The sequence below is a fragment of the Pseudomonadota bacterium genome (genome assembly GCA_013285465.1).
GTDB lineage: Bacteria > Pseudomonadota > Alphaproteobacteria > Micavibrionales > CSBR16-224 > CSBR16-224.
Window position 1 is genome coordinate 849,036 of the sequence record CP053449.1, and the last position, 18,012, is coordinate 867,047.

Genomic DNA, 18,012 nt, shown 5'->3' on the forward strand with positions numbered 1-18,012 from the left:
GGTGCCTAGCGGTTAAAAACGCTTTTTTCCGCAACCCCCGTCATATCGCTGCTATGCATAAAAACACCGTGTTTTAAGAAATGCTCCGTTTGTGCAATGACGCGGTTATTCATCATCATAAAAGTATGGGTGGTCGGAAGGATGATGTGGTCTTTCATACCTTTCAGCTTTGTGCGTTCCACCGTGACCTTGCCGTCATCTTGTCCCGGCAGCATGGCGGAGGAGAACGGGTCAATGCTGCGTGTTCCGGCAATAACGCCAAGGTCGAAATCAATGGGACCCAGCAGATTGGCGATGCCGCGTTGATCGGTCACAAGCTGCATTCCCGCGGGGCCGTAAAAATTCTGGAACAGAACATTATTGGCAAGGAAATCGGCCACTTCGCTGCCTTGATTGGGCGTTCCCAGCATGACGACACGCCCCAGATTGTCAGGGCGGTGGCGTTTGATGATGGCGCGTGTGACAAGCCCGCCCATGGAATGACCGACAAAATGAATTTTGTAATCAGCGGTTTTCGTAAAAGGTTTGATCTGCGCATAGATATTATCCGCCAGACGGTCAATCGTATATTGCTGTGATTGATAATCAATATTAATGACATGATAGCCCGCCTGCGTAAAACGTGCGGCCATTTTTTCCATGGATTTGCTACTGCGCTGAATGCCGTGCAGCAAGACGATATAATCGCCGTCAGCATTTGCGGCGCGAACCGGGGTTGCGGTAAAAAACAAGACTGCAAACACCGCCCCGAAAATCATTTTTTTAAACATGTTATTGCAGCCCTTTCATGTAATTTTCAATCAATGTATCTGTCAGGGATTGCACGGGATCAGCACCCGTTATATCCAACCGTCCGTTTAATCCCAATACGCAAATACCGTGTACGCTGGCCCAGAGAATTTTTGCAGAGCGCTCGGCCTTGGCGGCGGTTTTGCAGACGGGGGCCAGATGTGCTTCCACCATGCGGAACAGCTGCGCGGTTTTTCCCATGTACCAATCAGGGCGGTCTTCCTCCGTCATCTGTTCGTAATTTGTCAGCACATTCCACAGGTTGAAATTTTCCGTGGCAAAACGGATATAGGTTTTCGCAATTTTTTTCAGAGCGCGGGTCGCATTCTTTTCCGTTTGCGGCACGTCTTTTTCCAATGCCTCGTAAAGCGAATCCAGCGTTGCCGCATTGATATGCATCATCAAATCATCCATATCCTCGAACACATTATAAAGCGTCCCGACCGTATAGCCGATATCGCCTGCGATGCGCCGCATGTTCAGATTGCTTAATCCCTGTGCTGCGATAATCTTGCGTGCCGAAATAACGGACATCTCTTTCAGCTCTTCCCGTGTGTGGTCTTTTCTGCGTGCCATTTCCATTCCCTGGTTTATATCTTCAGTATAGCATATTTTTTAAACAATGTTCAATAAAATATTGAACGATGTTCAATATTATGTTATAGTAGTAATATAAACAAAAAAATGCGATGATTCGTACGGGATAACAGATAGATGACATCGGTAAAGGAAGACAAAATGTCTCACTCTCAATTCGCGCTTTTAAAGACGCGAAGATTCGCGCCGCTTTTCTGGGCGCAGTTCCTTGGCGCATTCAATGATAATGTGTTCCGCAACGCGCTGGTGATGCTGATTACTTTTTACGCGGCGGAAAAGGTCTCAATGGATCCGCGCATTCTGGTCACAGCGGCAGCAGGGATTTTCATGCTGCCGTTTTTTCTATTTTCGGCACTGGCCGGACAGATTGTTGATGCGAATGAAAAATCCGCTTATATCCGCCGCTTGAAAAAAATCGAGATCGGTCTGATGCTGGTCGCTGCGCTGGGTTTCTATCTGCAAAGCGTACCGCTGCTGATGGTGGTGCTGTTTTTGATGGGAACGCAATCGGCATTTTTCGGCCCTGTAAAATACAGTATCCTGCCGGATCATCTGCATGAGGACGAGCTGATCGGCGGCAATGCCGTGGTCGAGGCGGGGACATTTCTCTCCATCCTGCTTGGCACGATTATCGGCGGTATCCTGATTATGCGCGAAGGCGGGGTGGAAATGGTATCCGTCATTATCGTGGCAATGGCGGCGGTCGGCTATTTTGCCAGCCGCTCCATTCCCGAGGCCAAAGCCGCCGACCCGGATTTGAAAATCAGCTATAATATCGTGACGGAAACATGGCGCATTGTCCGCCATGCCGCCCGCAATAAGGATGTGTTCTTATCCATCATCGGCATTTCATGGTTCTGGCTGGTCGGTTTTGTATTCCTGTCACAATTTCCCGTTTACGGCAAAGATGTCATCGGCGGGAATGAGATGATTGTGACCTTGTTCCTGACAACTTTTTCCATCGGTATCGCCTTTGGCTCTTTGCTTTGTGAAAAGCTTTTGAAGGGGGAGGTCAGCGGGCTGTATGTGCCGCTTGGTGCCTTCGGTATGACGGCGGCGATTTTACTGCTTTGGCTGGTCAGTCCGAAAACCGGCGCTGTTGTTGATGAAGATGCGCTGATCGGCATTACGGCGTTTTTGTCCAATCCGCAATATTGCGCCGTGTTGGGTGCGATGTTGCTGGTCTCGATTTTCGGCGGTATTTATATCGTGCCGCTTTACGCCATCATGCAAAGCCGTGCTGATAAGGCGCACCGCTCGCGCACGATCGCGGCGAATAATATTCTCAACGCGCTGTTTATGGTGGCCAGTTCCCTGCTGGCAATGGGCATGCTGTCGCTGAATATGCGCGTTGTCGATATTTTCCTGACAGTGGGAATTGTCAATATTCCCGTCGGTTTTCTGGTACGGCGTATCGTGAAAAAACGCCGCGCCATCAACGAAGATATAGAAAAAATGATTTCCGCACCGCTGGCGAAAAAACGTAAAGCCGCAAGCAGCCCGCCGAAATCCGCGAAAAGGAGAAAAAAATCATGATGCGCAAATTCGTCAGATATATTCTTGAAAAACTCTATGATGTAGAGGTTGAGGGCGCGGATAATTTCGCCAAGGCGGGCGAGCGCGTATTGATCGTCGCCAACCATTTGTCATTTCTGGATGCGCTGCTGCTGGCGGTGTTTCTGCCGGAAAAGCCGCTTTTTGCCATCAATACCTTTATTGCGCAGAAATGGTGGATCAAACCTTTTCTGGTACTGGCCGATACTTTCGCGCTGGACCCGACCAACCCCTTTGCGACCAAGGCGCTGATCTCGGAAATTAAAAAGGACCGTAAATGCGTTATCTTTCCCGAGGGACGGATTACCGTGACAGGCTCATTGATGAAAATCTATGAAGGCCCCGGCATGATCGCCGATAAATCCGAAGCCATGCTGCTGCCGGTGCGGATTGACGGTGCACAATATTCGCCGTTGTCGCGCTTGAAGGGCAAAGTGCGCCTGCGCTGGTTTCCGAAGGTAACGATCCGCATTCAGGAACCGCGCCGTTTCGACGTGCCGGATGATGTGTTTGGCCGCGCCCGTCGCGCGGTGATGGGGCGCAAGCTTTACGATATTATGAGCGAAATGCTGTTCCAGACATCCGACCGCAACAAAACGCTGTTCCAAAGCCTGCTGGATGCCCGCCACACACATGGCGGCAATAAAAAAGTCGTGGTGGATATGGAGCGTGCGCCGCTGGGCTACCTCGCCTTGATGCAGCGCAGCTTTATCATCGGCCGCCATATTGCAGGACAGACGGAACGCGGCGAATATGTCGGATTGCTGCTGCCGAATATGGTCGGAACGATTGTACTGTTTTGCGGGTTGCAAGCCTTCGGGCGCGTTCCGGCAATGCTGAATTTTTCAACGGGATTAAAGAACATGCTTTCGGCCTGTAAAACGTCAGGTATCAAACATGTCTATACCGCCCGCCGCTTTGTTGAAATGGGTAAACTGACCGAGATGGTCGCAGGGCTTGAGAAAAAGGGCATCAAGGTCATCTATCTGGAAGATCTGCGCAAAGAGATCGGCTTTGTCGACAAGATGCGCGGCATGCTGGCGGGGGCGTTTTTTCCCGGTCTGTATTATAAAATGATTGGTCCGGCTGATCCCGATGATGCGGCGGTGGTGCTGTTCACCTCCGGCTCGGAAGGTGCGCCGAAAGGGGTTGTGCTCAGCCATGTCAATATTCAGGCGAACCGCTATCAGCTTTCCGCCCGTGTCGATTTCGGCCCGACGGATAAAATCTTTAATGCGCTGCCGATCTTCCATTCCTTTGGTTTGACGGCGGGAACGATTTTGCCGCTGCTGTCGGGGATTGAAGTTTTCTTTTACCCGTCGCCGCTGCATTACCGCATCGTGCCGGAGCTGGTTTACGATACCAATTCCACAATCGTTTTCGGCACCGATACGTTTCTGGCCGGTTATGCGCGTTTTGCCCATCCTTATGATTTCTACGCCGTGCGCTATATTTTCGCAGGGGCGGAAAAACTGAAAGATGAAACCCGCCGTATCTATGCGGAAAAATACGGCGTGCGCGTTTTGGAAGGTTACGGCGCGACGGAAACCTCTCCGGTGCTGACGACAAATACGCCGATGCAGAACAAGGCCGGAACCGTCGGGCGTTTGTTGCCCGGCATTGAATATCGTACCGAGGATGTTCCCGGCATTGACGAAGGCGGCCGCCTGTTCGTTAAAGGGCCGAATATTATGAAGGGCTATCTGCTGTCGGATAAACCGGGAAAATTGCAGCCGCTGGAAGACGGCTGGTATGACACGGGCGATATCATCGCCTTTGATGATGAAGGTTATGTGATGATTAAAGGCCGTGCCAAACGCTTTGCAAAAATCGCGGGCGAGATGGTGTCGCTGACGGCGGCGGAATCGCTGGTCGCGGCAACCTATCCCGGCTTTGCCCATGCTGTTCTGGGTATTCCCGACAAAAAGAAAGGCGAGGCATTACTGCTGATTACGGAATGCACGGATGCCGATCCGTCGGAAATTGTCAAACACGCCAAAAAACGCGGCGCGTCCGAGCTGACTGTGCCGCGCCAGATCAAGGTTGTGGACAAAATTCCCGTTCTAGGCACAGGTAAAACCGATTACGTCACCCTGCAGGATATGGTCGCCGATAAAAAAGGCAGAAAGGCAGCGTAGCTATGGAATTCATCTTCGGAGTCGCCGGAATTGCGTTTGCCGTATGGCTGTTTTGGACCACGCTGGTTTTGCCGTGGAAAAATTCGAAGGCGGTCAAAGAACTGCACGAAGAAATCCAGCGCTTGAAGGCTTTACTGCTCAGCGGCGCGTCTTTATCGCCGGAGGAGATCGCGGCGCTGGAGAAGCCTGCAGAAAAACCTGTGGAAAAACTGCCGGAGCCCGCAGAAAAAACTGCTGTTGCGGCAATGGATATCAAGCCGGAAAAACGCATAGCAAAAGAAGAGAAAAAAGAAGAAGAAAAACCGGCCCCTGCGAAAGAAAAGAAAAAAGAAGAACCAAAAAAGGCGCAGGACCGCGCCGGTTGGGAACAGCAATTCGGCGCAAAACTGCCTGTCTGGATGGGCGGTATCGCAATTGCTTTTGCCGGTATTTTCTTTGTGAAATATTCGATTGAACACGGGCTGCTCAGCCCTAGCATACGCGTGATATTGGGGATTGTCTCAGGTGTTGCACTACTGTGGGTCGCGCGTTTCCTGCGCGAGAAGAAGCCCGATCTGGCCAATGGTGAACGTATCACGCAATCGCTGTCAGGTGCGGGGATTATCGTACTCTATGCCAGCATCTTTGCCGCAGCCAGCCTTTATAGTTTGATTCCGCCCTTGCTTGGCTTTGTCGGCATGGCGGCGGTGACGATGGCGGCGGTGCTGCTGTCGTTGAAATACGGTGCGGCGATTGCGCTGCTCGGCCTTGTCGGCGGTTTTGCGACCCCTGCGCTGGTTAGCACCGGCAATGCGTCGGCAGCGGGGCTGTTTGTTTATCTGTTCTTTGTCTTTACGGGACTGATGATTGTGATGCGCCGTCAGGGTTGGTGGCTGTTGTCGCTTCTGGCTGTCGGTGCAGGTTTCTTGTGGGTCTTTGTCTGGATGGCCTTTATGTTTCATGCGGGCGACGGTATATGGCTGGCGCTGTTCCTGGCAGGGATTGCAGGTGTGTCGGTGATGACGGCATGGAATATTCCCGCAGCGGAGAAAAAAGACGGGGAAGAGAAAAAAGGCATTTTCTCCTTTGCGGCACAGCCGGAAAAAATCGTCAATTACGCAGGTCTCGGCGGAGCGGCATTGCTGATGGCCGCTGTGCTGGATCGTGCCGATTACGGCATACTGGAATGGGGTATGTTCTGGTTGCTGGCGGCGGGAACGCTGGTTCTGGCATGGGGGCGGCCGCATCTTTATAAAGGCGCAAGCTATGTCTCGCTGGGGCTCAGTTTGCTGATGTTCCTGAATTGGCACAATCCGCCGCAGGACATGCTGGCACCGCTGCTGTCGCTTTTCGCACTGCTGTTCTGTGGCTTCAGCGCGGTCATTCTGTTCCGCGTGCCGCAAAAACTGTTCTGGAGCCGGATGCTCACCATCGCCGCTTTCGGTTATTTCTGGACGGGGTATAAGTTGCTTTATCTGGATATTTCCGCCCGCACGGTCTCGGAATGGGTCTGGGGCGGCGGCGCATTGGTGCTTGGCACGCTGGCAGTCTTTGTGCTGGAACGACTGCAGAATATCGTGGGTGAAGATGATGCGGAACTGCCAAAATTGCAAGCCGTTTACGCGTTGGCAACTGTCGGCTTTATTTCTCTGGGCGCGAGTATCGTGCTGGAAATGAAATGGTGGGGACTGGTGCTGGTAGCGGAAGTGCTGGCGCTGCTCTGGATGAATAACCGTCTGGCGGTGGCTTCATTGTCGCGTCTGGCCAAAATTCTCACAGCTCTGTTTGTGTTGTCTATCATGCCGTTGATACTGCTGAGCATCGGTATGATGGTCTTCGGCGTGACGGGGCAGGATCTGCAGGAATTCTCCGATGGTAAAAAATACATCGAACTGCCTTTACTGCGGATCGGTCTGCCGGGACTGCTGCTGGTAGCGGGCGGATATTTTTACCGCCAAACGCAAAAGGCGGAAACGGGTTTCGTGAAATTTCTGGAAGTCTTCGGCCTGATTATCTTTTCCGCCGCGGCTTATTTCGCACTGCGGACGGTGCTGTATAGCGGCAGTGATATTCTGGCGATCACCGCAGGGTTTGCCGAACGCGGTATCGGCACGATGCTGTTCTTCGCACTTGCCTTCCTGTTTCTTGCAGCAGGCGGAAAATGGGAGCGCAGTGCTTATAAGCTTGCCGCACTTTGGGTCGGCTGGTTTGCGGTACTGCGTGTGGTCTATTTTGATCTGATTGTGATGAATCCCTATTGGGCGGATCAGTCGATTTTCGGAACGAAAATCTTTAATACGCTGTGGCTGAACTATGTCGCCGCAGGTCTCGCCATCTGGTTCTTCCGCCGCGAAATTATGAAGATCGGTGTCCGGCGCGGAACAGGATTTCTGAATAAAATCATGCTGCTATTGGGCATTGCTTTCGTCACATTGCAAGTGCGCCATTTCTATCACGGTGCTGATTTAAGCGGCGGCGGTGCCAGTAATGCGGAGATTTATACCTATTCCGCCGTCTGGTTGCTGACAGGTTTTGCTGCACTCGGCGTCGGCGTTATCCGCAACAATGCGATGCTGCGTTATGCCTCGCTGGCGATTGTCACGCTGACGGTCGGTAAGGTGTTTTTATATGATGCCTCCGCATTGGAGGGGCTGTACCGTGTCTTCTCCTTCTTCGGATTGGGTGTCAGCCTGATCGCGCTCAGCTGGTTCTATACGCGCTTTGTTTTCCAAAAACAGGATGCGGAAAAACTGGCTGCGGAACAGGAGAAAAAATGACGGCGGTTTATCTGAACAGTCTGGGGGCGTTCCTGCCGGGTGCGCCTGTTCCCAATAGCGAGATGGAAGATTATCTCGGGCTGGTTGGCGGTAAAAAATCGCGCAACCGTGCCATTGTTCTGCGCCAGAATAAAATCCGCACACGTCATTACGCGCTGGATAAAAACGGTGTACCGCAACATAGCAGCGCGGGAATGGCGGCGGCGGCTGTGCGCCGTGCTGTGGAAAGCTCGGAAAATATTCTCGATGACATTACCTATCTGGCATCCTCGGCAACGCTGGGCGATATGCTGGTGCCGGGGCTGGCCTCGCATATTCATGCGGAGCTCGGGCTGGACGCGATCGAGATTGCGAATTTTCAAAGCGTCTGCGCCTCTTCGATCATGGCGCTGAAAGCGGCATGGCTGCAAATCCGTGCAGAGGAACATCAATGCGCCGCCGTCAGCGGCAGCGAATTTGCCAGCCGTTATTTCCGTCCCGGTTTTTACGAGAACAGCCGTGCCTATCTTGAAAACGGTGAAGTGCCGCTGGAGGCGGATTTTCTGCGCTTTACCCTCTCCGACGGGGCAGGGGCAGCCATCCTTGAAAACAGGCCGAATGCCCACCGTCCGTCTTTTAAAATTCTTTGGGTTGATATCCGTTCCTATGCCGGGCGCTTTGACAGCTGTATGACGGCAGGCATCGCAGATGGAAAAGTCTGGAGTGAATTTGAAAGCCCGCAACTTGCCGCCGCGCAGGGCGGCTTGATGCTGGTGCAGGATTTTGATTTGCTCAAGAAAATGATTCCGGTCTGGATTTCGCATTATCTTGATCTGATTGATCTTGAGAAAATCGATCCGGACGACATCACATGGCTGTGCAGTCATTATTCCTCGCATTCGCTCAGAGAGGAAGCCATCGCCCTGCTGGAAAAAACCGGCGCGATGATTGACGAGGAGCGCTGGTTCAGCAATCTGCCGCAAAAAGGCAATACCGGCACGGCCTCGATTTTCGTTATTCTGGAAGAACTGTGGCGCGAAAAGAATTTGAAACCCGGTCAGAAGGTGTTATGCCATGTACCGGAAAGCGGGCGCTGCCTGAACGGATTTATGATGCTGGAGGTTGTTTAAAAAATGAACAGTAAGCAGGTGATGCGCGGATTGGTGAAGGTTTGGACGGATTTTGACAGCAGCCTGTCGTCCGTGCCGCTGATTGATAAGCTGGAGCGCAAAAAATTTCGTATTGAAGATTACCGCATGCTGCTGATCAATCACCGCCAGCAGGTGGTGGAAGGTTCGCGCTGGATTGCACGGGCGGCCTCCAGTATCTCCGCACCTTATCTGGATCAGCGTTCGATGTTTCTGCGCCATGCGGTCACCGAACACCGCGATTACAAAATGCTGGAAGATAACTATGTCGCCGCAGGCGGTAAACGCAAAGACATCCAGACGGCAGAGAAAAATATCGGCAGCGAGGCGTTGCACGCCTTTATGTATCAGCGCGCGAGCGAGCCGAATCCCTTTGACCTTCTGGGGGCGATGTTTATCATCGAAGGTCTTGGCGAAAGAAAAGCCGGAACATGGGGACGGATGATTCAAAAACAGCTGAAGCTGGATGATGATGCCGTCAGCTTTCTGGTCTATCACGGTGAACATGATGAAGATCATATGCAGCAATTTGCCGACACGCTGGAAAGCGGTATTCTGGAGCTCCCCGATATGGGGAAAAAGATTGTCAAAACGGCGAAAATCGTTGCGCGGCTTTACCGTTTGCAACTGGAGGAATTAGGAAATATCTGATGGCGGAAACAGCAAAGAAAAAGCCGGTCAAAAAAAAGACCGCCGTAAAGAAAACCGCAGCAAAAAAGAAAACGGTAAAGAAAACGCTGCCGAAAATCACGCCTTATGTGCCGCAGCATGATGTGAAAGACCCTGATCCGTGGCAGGCGCTGCTACTGGATCACAGCACCTTTATTGATGACAAGGCCAAGGCCGCATTGCTGCGTAATAATGCGACACGGGCGCGGCAGTTTTTGTTCCCGATTGTGCGGCCGCTGGCGCGGCTGACAATTGTGCTGGTGCAGCTGCTGCGGATTGTTTTGCCCAACAGCCTGACCTCCTCACGCATATTGCACCGCCTGATCTGCTGGGGCATGCGCAATTTCGTCAGCAAGGATGCCAATTACCTGATCCTGCGCCACTTTCATATCGGCAGCCAGATATTGGGTTTTCTCAATGCCAATGCGGCGCAGGGGGCTTTGCCGTCCAATCCGCTTTTGCCGCGCGTTATTGATGATTTGAAAGATGATGTTTTTGTACAGCATGATCTGAACCTGTTTAATTTCGTGATTTCCTTCAATGATTATTTGCGCACACATGGCGGTGATATCCATACCAAACCGCTGAAGCAGGTCGATTTTTCGATGATCAAAGACCCTGATGCCGCGATTGATGTTGACGGCTTGCCGGATAAATGGACGAATGTGCTGGATTTGCAAACGGCGGTGGAAATGTACACGCCGATGTTCGGGGTGTTTTTATCTGATGCCGATTTCTGGCGCGCCAGTAATTCGCTGCAACTGGACGAAACCGTTGCCGTTTATGTTGCCAAATTGCTGGGGCAGGATATGATCCTTGCCATGGTGAATAACAAACATCCGATGATCCCGCTTTCAACAATGGAGGCGGGATTCCGCCTGATGCTGCACGGGCTGGATGCGGAAAACCTGCACGGCTTTATCCGTTATATCGGACAGCACGGCATGCCGCTGCAAGAATAAGGAGGGGCGAATATGTCGCGCCTGCGCGCCGATCTTTTGCTGCTGCTGGCGGCTTTCCTTTGGGGAACGACTTTCGTTGCGCAAAAACTGGCGGCGGCGGATATCGGGGCGTTTCTGTTTGTCGGCAGCCGCTTTCTGATTTCCGCCATGATCCTCACCCCCTTTGCCTATTGGGAACGATCGCGCCGGAAAAAATCCGTCACGGCATCCGTGAAAACGCTCAAAAAACATCTGGCGGCGCTTTATGTGGTCTTTCTGGCGGGAGTCGCGGCACAGCAATTCGCCATGCAAACAACCAGCGTGACCAATGCCGGATTTTTGACAGGGCTGTATGTTCTGCTGACGCCTTTTGCGGCATGGGCAATTTTCCGGGAGCGCCCTGCGGCTATCAGTTGGATTGCGGCAGTGCTATGCCTGCTGGGGGTTTTTCTTCTGGGTGACGGTTCCTTATCGCGCCTGACGCAAGGGGACTGGCTGGCGATTTTCGGGGCGGCGATGTTTGCCGTGCATACGGTGCTGATTACGCTGATTGTTGTAAAATCCCGCGCACCGCTGACACTGGCCTTTCAACAATATGTGGCCTGCGCATTGTTCGGTTTGGTCTGTGCCGGTATTTTCGAGACGTTTGATTGGTCTTTGATTGTCAAAAGCCTGCCGGAAATTCTTTATGCCGCCGTGATGTCGGGCGCGATTGCCTATACGCTGCAGATTGTTTCGCAACAGCATACGCCGCCTTCGGATGCGGCAGTGATTTTGTCGGGTGAGGCACTGTTCGCGGCGCTGGCAGGGGCATGGCTGATGGGCGATCGTCTGTCATGGCTGGGATGGACGGGATGCGGTTTGATTTTCGCCGCCATCCTGATGGTACAGCTTGCGCCCTATGCGAAGAAATATTTATTGCTTGCAAGGCAAAGGAAAATCATCTTAAAATAGCATTATGGCAAAAAAGAAAACGCTTCGCGAGATTTTTCAGGATAAGGCTGCTGCGGTAAAACGCGGTTTTGAAGATGCTGTCCCGGCATGGCGCGAACGCAAGCATGATGTGCTGACCGGCACAGTGACGGCTGTCGAAGAAGACGGCGGCACAAAAAACATCACAATTCTGCTGGAAAAAGGCGCAAAAATGGATTTCCAACCCGGCGGTGCCGTCGGCGTTCCAGGGCGCGTCGATAAGAGGCTGGCGGATGAGATTACGGCAGTACTGCTCACACGGAATGATGAAGAAAAACAGCTGGCGGCAGTCTTGTTGCAGCCGACGGCTCCTTACCCTTCCGTTCTGCTGACCGCCCCGTCGCGGGAATTACTGGAAATGGTCGATCAAAAACTGGATGCCTTGCCGCGCACCGATCTGGCCGCGCATCATAAAAGCCTGAAAGCAATTTTGCAGGATGATAAAAAATTCGCGGAATTTCAGGCGGCATATGATGTCAGTGACTTCCTGAATCTGTTCCCGCAAATGGTGACGGCGGAAGAGTTGCTGGCAAAACAGGGCCCCGCCCATGGCAATAAAACCTATTGTCTGATTGATTACGGCGAGATGCAGGATGCGGAGGGGGAGACCAGACAATATCTGAAACTTTCCGTTCTGCCCGAGGCCGGACTGCATAGGCAAAAACTCTTCGGCGAACAGGAAGAGGTGCTGCATTTCGGCGAAACCTCGCATTATCTGGCGGGGCTGGCGGTCGGCGATGAGCTCCATATTACCGCGCAGCCGAAAAATAAAGCTGATTTTAGCCTGCCGGATGATCTGTCAGGCGGCGTTGTGATGATCGGTCAGGGCAATGGTGCCGTGCCCTTTATGACGCTGTTGAAAGAAATCAAGCGCCGCCGCGAAGCGGGGGAGGAAACGGGTAATGTCCATCTGATACTGGCAGCGCGGGATGAAGGCGCGGTATGGGGCGTCAAAGAAATCCAGCCCTATCTGGATGACGGTACGATCACGCGCGTGGATGTCGCTCTGTCGGATACGGAAGCATCACGCGGCATTGAACAAAATTCCGGAAAACTCTTCCCCGGTAATCATCAGGCAGATGTGCTTTTACATCATGCGACAAGACTGGCGGACAGGGACGGCGATTTTGCAACTGCGGAAAGCGGCCTCTTTCATCCCGATGTCGAAAAAAGCCTTTACGGTGCTTTGGTGCGCGGCGGCGATATTTTTATCTCCGGCGGCGAAGGATTTAAAAACACGATGGAAGCAGCGGTTGACGGTATCGCAGCGCGTCAGGGTAAAAAGCGCGAGGATTTGCAAGGCCGGCTGTCCACCAGTAAATCAACCATGCGCATTCAGGGCGAGAGCGAAGGCTGGAGCCGCCGCATCGCCGGAAAATTCCTCGCCGGATATTTGAAATCCGCCGGATATAAAAAATAATCTTTCCGCTCTTGTCAAAGCCATCCTTCTGTCATAGTCTCTTGCGATAGCAAATATTCAACCGCATACCTCATATGTCAGGAGGCAACGCTATGGATCCGCATAGTCCCGATACGCTCAGCCACAGACTGCTTGATGCCGTTATTCAGGGCGATTTGAAAAAAATCGACGCATATCTCGATCAGGGCGCGGATATGAATTTCCAGCTGGATGCACCCGCGACCGTTGCCGCGCATCACGGCCAGCTTGAAGCCCTGAAGCTGTTGCATCAGCGCGGTGCGGACCTCCATACTTTCGAAGAATATCTGCTGCGCAAAGCGGCCTCTGAAGGGCATGATCATGTCGTGTCTTATCTTGTAGAAAACGGCGCTGATGTGCATGCGATGAATGATCTGGCGCTGCAATGGGCGGCGCGTGCCGGACGCGAAAGCACGGTGCGGCTGCTGATTGAAAAGGGTGCGGATTACCGCCATCTGGATGTGGATATTCAGGAACAATGCGCCGAGATCAAACAGCGCCTTGATGCCGAAGAGCAAAAACGCGTATCGGAAGAGCGCGCACGCAAAGCTGCGGATACACGCGACAATCACCGCAATTTCCGCAGCTTCTTGCGCAGAAGAAACGGCCCCGGCAACCGTTAAGGCGTTTTTTAAATCGGCGATGCAAAGAAACCGAAAAATGCCCACATCGCCAGACTGCACACAATCAGCGTAACAAGCATGACGGGCGTTCCCTTACGGAGCCAGAGGCCGGGCGTGATCCGCAGGCTGGGGTCATCTTCACGCAGGGCGAGGCGCTCCGTCAATGTAACGATAAACACATTTGCCGTTGATCCCAGATGTGATCCGTTTCCGCCCATGCCGACACCGATGGCGAGTGACCACCATAGCGGCGTGACGTCAATGCCATTCGTACTCATCCCCAGAATGATCGGGATCATGGCGGCGGTGAAGGGAATATTATCAATCATTGCCGAAATAACGGCAGATCCCCACATCAGTACCAAACAGGCCGTTAGCATATCATGTTCGACCAGCGGCTGCACAAAATGCCCGATCCATCCCAGAAAATGACTGTGTTCAACACCGCCGATGATCACAAAAAGTGATACAAAGAACAGCAGTAGCGATAATTCCGTTTCTGCCAGATATTTATCGGGCGATCCTTTATACGTGACCAGCATCATCACGGTCAGTCCCAGAACCGCCACAACCCATGCCTCCCAATGCAACGAGCTGTGCAGAATAAACAACACCACCATAACGGTCAAAACAGCCAGCGATGCATACCATGTCCGTTTATCTTGCAGGACATGTTCGGCGGTCATATGCAACGCGTTTTTCGGTTTTTCCGCCAGATTCTTTCTAAACAGGAAACGCAGTGCAAAAAGCGTGGCGAGCCATGAGGCACAGACGATTCCACCCATGCGCAGGAAGAAGGTGTTAAAATCAATTTCTGCGGCAGAACCGATCATCAGATTGGGAGGGTCACCGACCAGCGTGGCGACTCCGCCCGTATCAGACAGCAGCGCAATCGCCAGCAGATAGGGGATCGGATTGACGGCGAGCGCATGACAGATCAGAACAATCAGCGGGCCAAAAATAATGACAGTGGTCACATTGTCCAGCAGCAGGGAAATAACTGTTACGGCTGTGCCCAGCAAGATCATTAGAAAAAACAGATTACCCTTGCAGATTTTGGCAATCCAATAAGCCAGCGCCTGAAAACCGCCTGTTGGGATCATGATGGAGACAATGGTCATCATGGCACCCAGCAAAATCACGACATTCCAGTCAATCGCTTCCAGCCCCAATTCAGGGTTATAAAAACCGAAATACTGCCCTGTCAGCACCATGACGGCGGCACCCAGCATCGCTACTTTTGTCCGGTGGATATGATGCAGCCCTTCCGTAAAGATGGCGGCGAATGTCACGGCTAGAATAACGGCGGATGCCAGCATCGGCGTGTTGAAAATAAGATCTGTGTTCGGCATGACGGTGTCTTCCTTCGTGTTTTTGTTTTTTTAGGAGCCGTGCGCGTCTTGATACGCTTTTTTGTATTTACTCCGGAACCTCTTCGCCCTTGTCGAGCAATTCGGAAATTTTGTAAAGCGCCGCGAGGGCGGTTTGCGAGGAAATAAGGCCCGATAGTTCTTTATTGTCATCTTTTACAACCGGCAGCGGGCTGCCATATTTGACCAGCAAACGGATGCCTTCACTTAAAGGGGTTTCAGGATGAACCATATGAATGTTTTTAATCATGACATCGGCCAGTTTTTTGGGTAATTCGTGGCTCAGGCGTTTGGCGACCCATGGAGATGTGTCGGAAAAGTAATCAAGGCTGATCTCCATGTTTTTCATACGTCCGAGTTTTTCATCATCTCCGGCGGGCGGAACAGGAAGAATATTTTCCATCAGATGGGTAAAGTTAAACAAGCCAACGACACGGTTCTGTTCATCAACAACAGGAACGGCACGAATCTGATTTTTGTAAAAGATGGCCAGTACCTCTGCGACCGTCTGGTCAGGTCGGGCTGTAATGACATCGGTTATCATGGCATCTTGGCAGGGCATGCGCGTCTCCTTAATTTTTGTTATGTCTGCGGGTGCAAGCTCTATTGGCCGATCCGTTTTCTCTTAAAATAGATACTGTGCAAAGGCAACATAGCACATTGTCACAGGATTATAGAATAGCTCTTTGTATCGTAATATATGCCGTCAAAAGCGGCGTTACGGTGCAATTTGCAGCACAACCGGCAAATGATCCGATCCTATTTCCGCCCCCGTTTTTATGCCGCCGGAAAAACCTTCAAATCCTTTTATCAAGGCATGGTCGATCTGTAAACGCAGCGGTGCAGGAAAAGCCGTCGGCCAGGTATTCTGCAATCCGCTACCGATGCTGCGCAGACCGCTTTTCCCGAGAAATTTTTGAAAATTCCGTGACCAGACCGTATCATTCAAATCGCCCATGACGATGATATCTTTGTCGGCTGTTGCGGCGATTTCTGCGGCGATCTGCTGCATCAGCTCATCACGGCAGGTGGCATATTCCTCTGCAACGGGCGGGGTTGTGTGAATGCCATAGAAGACCAGCGGGCGGTTATGCACATTCAGCGGCGTGTCTTTGAATTCCACCTTGATATAAGGCACGGTCAGAGCCGGATAACGCGGCGATGTGAAATTTTCAACGCCGCCGTTAAAAGCATATTTGCTGTAAAATAATATGCCGAAATTATCGGCACGCGCTTCCGAGATGGTGTAAGGAAAACGCTCTTTTAAATAGGCGGTTTCCCGTACCCAGTCTGCCGTTGTTTCCAGCATCAGAAAAAGATCGGCATCAAAACGCTGCAGCAGTGCATCGGCAAAACGGTAATGCCGGTTGATCGACAGAATATTGGCGGAAACAACGGTAAAAACAGGCGGCGCTTGCAGCGCGGGGCGGGACATATGCGGCACAAGAACCGCGGCAATGATGAGCGTGTTGACCAGAAGGACGGCAAGGTTCAGCCAGATTGTTTTTCTCATTTTTAAAAACAGTGCCGCCGCCGCCAGCAAAAAGGCGCAGGGAATATAATAAGGTCTGAAATGGGAAAACAGGTCGAAAAACCAGTACAAACCGCCAAGGAAACCGCTGATTGTGCAGGCGGCAAGCCCGACGGACGCAATGCTGCAGGCATCTGTGGCAAGTTTGAAAAAGGCGGGTTTTGCAGCGCTTGTTGCTGTCATAGCATGTCCTTGGATGTTCTACGCGCGGCCATTGTTACGCAGAGCGGTAAAATATGTCAATATGGATTTGCGCTGGCATAATTTGAAAACGGCGCTTATAGTTTTGTAAAACAACAAGAATGAGACACAATGACATCAATCTCCTCCCCCGTGGATTTTCTGACAAAAACCGAATGGATTGTGATTACCGGTGCGCCGTCATCGGGGAAAACTTCTGTTTTGATGGAACTGGCTGAACGCGGCTACCACGTTGAACATGAGGTCGCGCGCAACTATATTACCGATCTTTTGACCAAGGGAAAAAAGCTGGAAGATATCCGCGGTGATGAAGGTGTCCTGCAGCGCGATATTCTGAATTTGAAAATCGGACGCGAGAAAATCCTGCACCCGCATGACCGTATTTTCATTGACCGCGGCGTGCCGGACAGTATTTCCTATTACCGCATTGCCGGGCTTGACCCGGTGGAGGCGCGGCGTGAATGCGGCCACTTCTCCTATAAGGCGGTGTTTATTTTTGACCGTCTGCCGCTGGTACGGGACGGTGTACGTTCCGAAACCGAAGAAGTTGCCGTGCAGCTTGATAGCATGCTCGAGGCGGATTACACCGCATTGGGCTATCACCCCGTGCGTGTGCCGGTGCTGTCAATCGCGGATCGTACGGATTTTATCCTGCAGCATCTGGGGCTGCTCTGACCCAAATTATTGACATAAGATATCGGTCTGTATTATAGTGGTGCTCTTCAAATTGAACCGCGAAAGATGATGCATGACCGGATTTGCCGCGATCAAAAAAGCGATTATCGACAGCCTGTCCTATGATTTGCTTGAGCCGAAATACCGTGCAACGCTTGCGCCGGATGATCCGCCGGAAACCGGACATTGCGCCGTGGCCTCCGAGGCTTTCTATCACATGGCAGGCGGGCGTGAAGCGGGATATATGCCCGTGGTTTGCGGCTATGCGGTGCTGCCGTCGGGAGAAATGGTCTTTGATAAAAAAGCCAGACAGCAGGCGGAACAAAACGGCGCCCGCCGCGAAACCCATTGGTGGATACGCGGCCCGCAAAAAGATCAACGCGGCAAAGGCACGATTTTCGATGTGACAGTCAAGCAATATGCGCAGCCATTCCCTTACGAAAACGGGCATAATACCGGCTTTATGCAGCCGCAGCAGAAACCCTCGCGCCGGGCGCAAATCATCATCGACCGTGTCACGGAAAAACTGGGCGCGGAAAAACTGGCGGCATTCCGCCGCGCGAATATTGAGAAATTCCGTAAAGCAGGCGGGGCGCTGCCGCAGCCGCGCCGTAAAAAGCCGCAGCCATGA

Annotated in this window: 16 protein-coding genes; 11 read left to right on the forward strand and 5 right to left on the reverse strand. The window is 52.1% G+C overall.

The window, feature by feature from the left end:
* Nucleotides 1-5: 5 nt before the first annotated feature.
* Both HND56_04205 and HND56_04210 read right to left on the reverse strand, forming a co-directional pair.
* Entirely contained in the window at nucleotides 6-758 is a 753-nt protein-coding gene (locus tag HND56_04205; protein ID QKK06548.1) for an alpha/beta fold hydrolase, read from the reverse strand.
* A gap of 13 nt (nucleotides 759-771) precedes the next feature.
* Nucleotides 772-1,365, reverse strand: coding sequence for a TetR/AcrR family transcriptional regulator (locus HND56_04210; protein ID QKK04943.1), 594 nt, complete (start codon nucleotides 1,363-1,365; stop codon nucleotides 772-774).
* A 162-nt stretch (nucleotides 1,366-1,527) separates the two neighbouring features.
* Here HND56_04210 and HND56_04215 point away from each other — a divergent pair, with 162 nt between their 5' ends.
* The 9 genes from HND56_04215 to HND56_04255 all read left to right on the forward strand — a co-directional run bounded on the left by HND56_04215 (nucleotide 1,528) and on the right by HND56_04255 (nucleotide 13,604).
* Complete coding sequence (locus tag HND56_04215; protein QKK04944.1) at nucleotides 1,528-2,922, forward strand: MFS transporter; 1,395 nt, start codon at nucleotides 1,528-1,530, stop codon at nucleotides 2,920-2,922.
* On the forward strand, nucleotides 2,919-5,078 hold the full coding sequence (locus HND56_04220; protein ID QKK04945.1) for an AMP-binding protein: 2,160 nt from the start codon (nucleotides 2,919-2,921) through the stop codon (nucleotides 5,076-5,078). The genes HND56_04215 and HND56_04220 overlap by 4 nt, the downstream gene beginning before the upstream one ends.
* Nucleotides 5,079-5,080: 2 nt before the next feature.
* Complete coding sequence (locus HND56_04225) at nucleotides 5,081-7,834, forward strand: DUF2339 domain-containing protein (protein QKK04946.1); 2,754 nt, start codon at nucleotides 5,081-5,083, stop codon at nucleotides 7,832-7,834.
* Nucleotides 7,831-8,943 (forward strand): 3-oxoacyl-ACP synthase, encoded by a 1,113-nt coding sequence (locus HND56_04230; protein ID QKK04947.1) that lies wholly within the window; start codon nucleotides 7,831-7,833, stop codon nucleotides 8,941-8,943. The genes HND56_04225 and HND56_04230 overlap by 4 nt, the downstream gene beginning before the upstream one ends.
* 3 nt (nucleotides 8,944-8,946) lie before the next feature.
* On the forward strand, nucleotides 8,947-9,612 hold the full coding sequence (locus HND56_04235; protein ID QKK04948.1) for a 3-oxoacyl-ACP synthase: 666 nt from the start codon (nucleotides 8,947-8,949) through the stop codon (nucleotides 9,610-9,612).
* 95 nt (nucleotides 9,613-9,707) lie between these two features.
* A complete protein-coding gene (locus tag HND56_04240) occupies nucleotides 9,708-10,592 on the forward strand; it encodes a hypothetical protein (protein QKK06549.1) in 885 nt (294 codons plus the stop codon).
* Nucleotides 10,593-10,604: 12 nt separating this feature from the next.
* Entirely contained in the window at nucleotides 10,605-11,525 is a 921-nt protein-coding gene (locus HND56_04245; protein QKK04949.1) for a DMT family transporter, read from the forward strand.
* Nucleotides 11,526-11,529: 4 nt separating this feature from the next.
* Nucleotides 11,530-12,963: a hypothetical protein gene (locus tag HND56_04250; GenBank protein QKK04950.1), complete on the forward strand. Its 1,434-nt coding sequence runs from the start codon at nucleotides 11,530-11,532 to the stop codon at nucleotides 12,961-12,963.
* Nucleotides 12,964-13,055: 92 nt separating this feature from the next.
* Nucleotides 13,056-13,604 carry an ankyrin repeat domain-containing protein gene (locus HND56_04255; GenBank protein QKK04951.1) on the forward strand — a complete coding sequence of 183 codons (549 nt, stop codon included), beginning with the start codon at nucleotides 13,056-13,058 and terminating at the stop codon, nucleotides 13,602-13,604.
* 8 nt (nucleotides 13,605-13,612) lie between these two features.
* On the opposite strand, the gene HND56_04260 is transcribed toward HND56_04255, so the two are convergent.
* The 3 genes from HND56_04260 to HND56_04270 form a co-directional block, all read right to left on the reverse strand.
* Nucleotides 13,613-14,956: an arsenic transporter gene (locus tag HND56_04260; GenBank protein ID QKK04952.1), complete on the reverse strand. Its 1,344-nt coding sequence runs from the start codon at nucleotides 14,954-14,956 to the stop codon at nucleotides 13,613-13,615.
* A 67-nt stretch (nucleotides 14,957-15,023) separates the two neighbouring features.
* Entirely contained in the window at nucleotides 15,024-15,536 is a 513-nt protein-coding gene (locus HND56_04265; protein ID QKK04953.1) for a CBS domain-containing protein, read from the reverse strand.
* Between the two features lie 156 nt (nucleotides 15,537-15,692).
* Nucleotides 15,693-16,688 (reverse strand): endonuclease/exonuclease/phosphatase family protein, encoded by a 996-nt coding sequence (locus tag HND56_04270; GenBank protein QKK04954.1) that lies wholly within the window; start codon nucleotides 16,686-16,688, stop codon nucleotides 15,693-15,695.
* 129 nt (nucleotides 16,689-16,817) lie between these two features.
* Between HND56_04270 and HND56_04275 the strand changes: the two genes are divergently transcribed.
* Both HND56_04275 and HND56_04280 read left to right on the forward strand, forming a co-directional pair.
* Nucleotides 16,818-17,381, forward strand: coding sequence for an ATP-binding protein (locus tag HND56_04275; protein ID QKK04955.1), 564 nt, complete (start codon nucleotides 16,818-16,820; stop codon nucleotides 17,379-17,381).
* A 73-nt stretch (nucleotides 17,382-17,454) separates the two neighbouring features.
* A complete protein-coding gene (locus HND56_04280) occupies nucleotides 17,455-18,012 on the forward strand; it encodes a hypothetical protein (protein ID QKK04956.1) in 558 nt (185 codons plus the stop codon).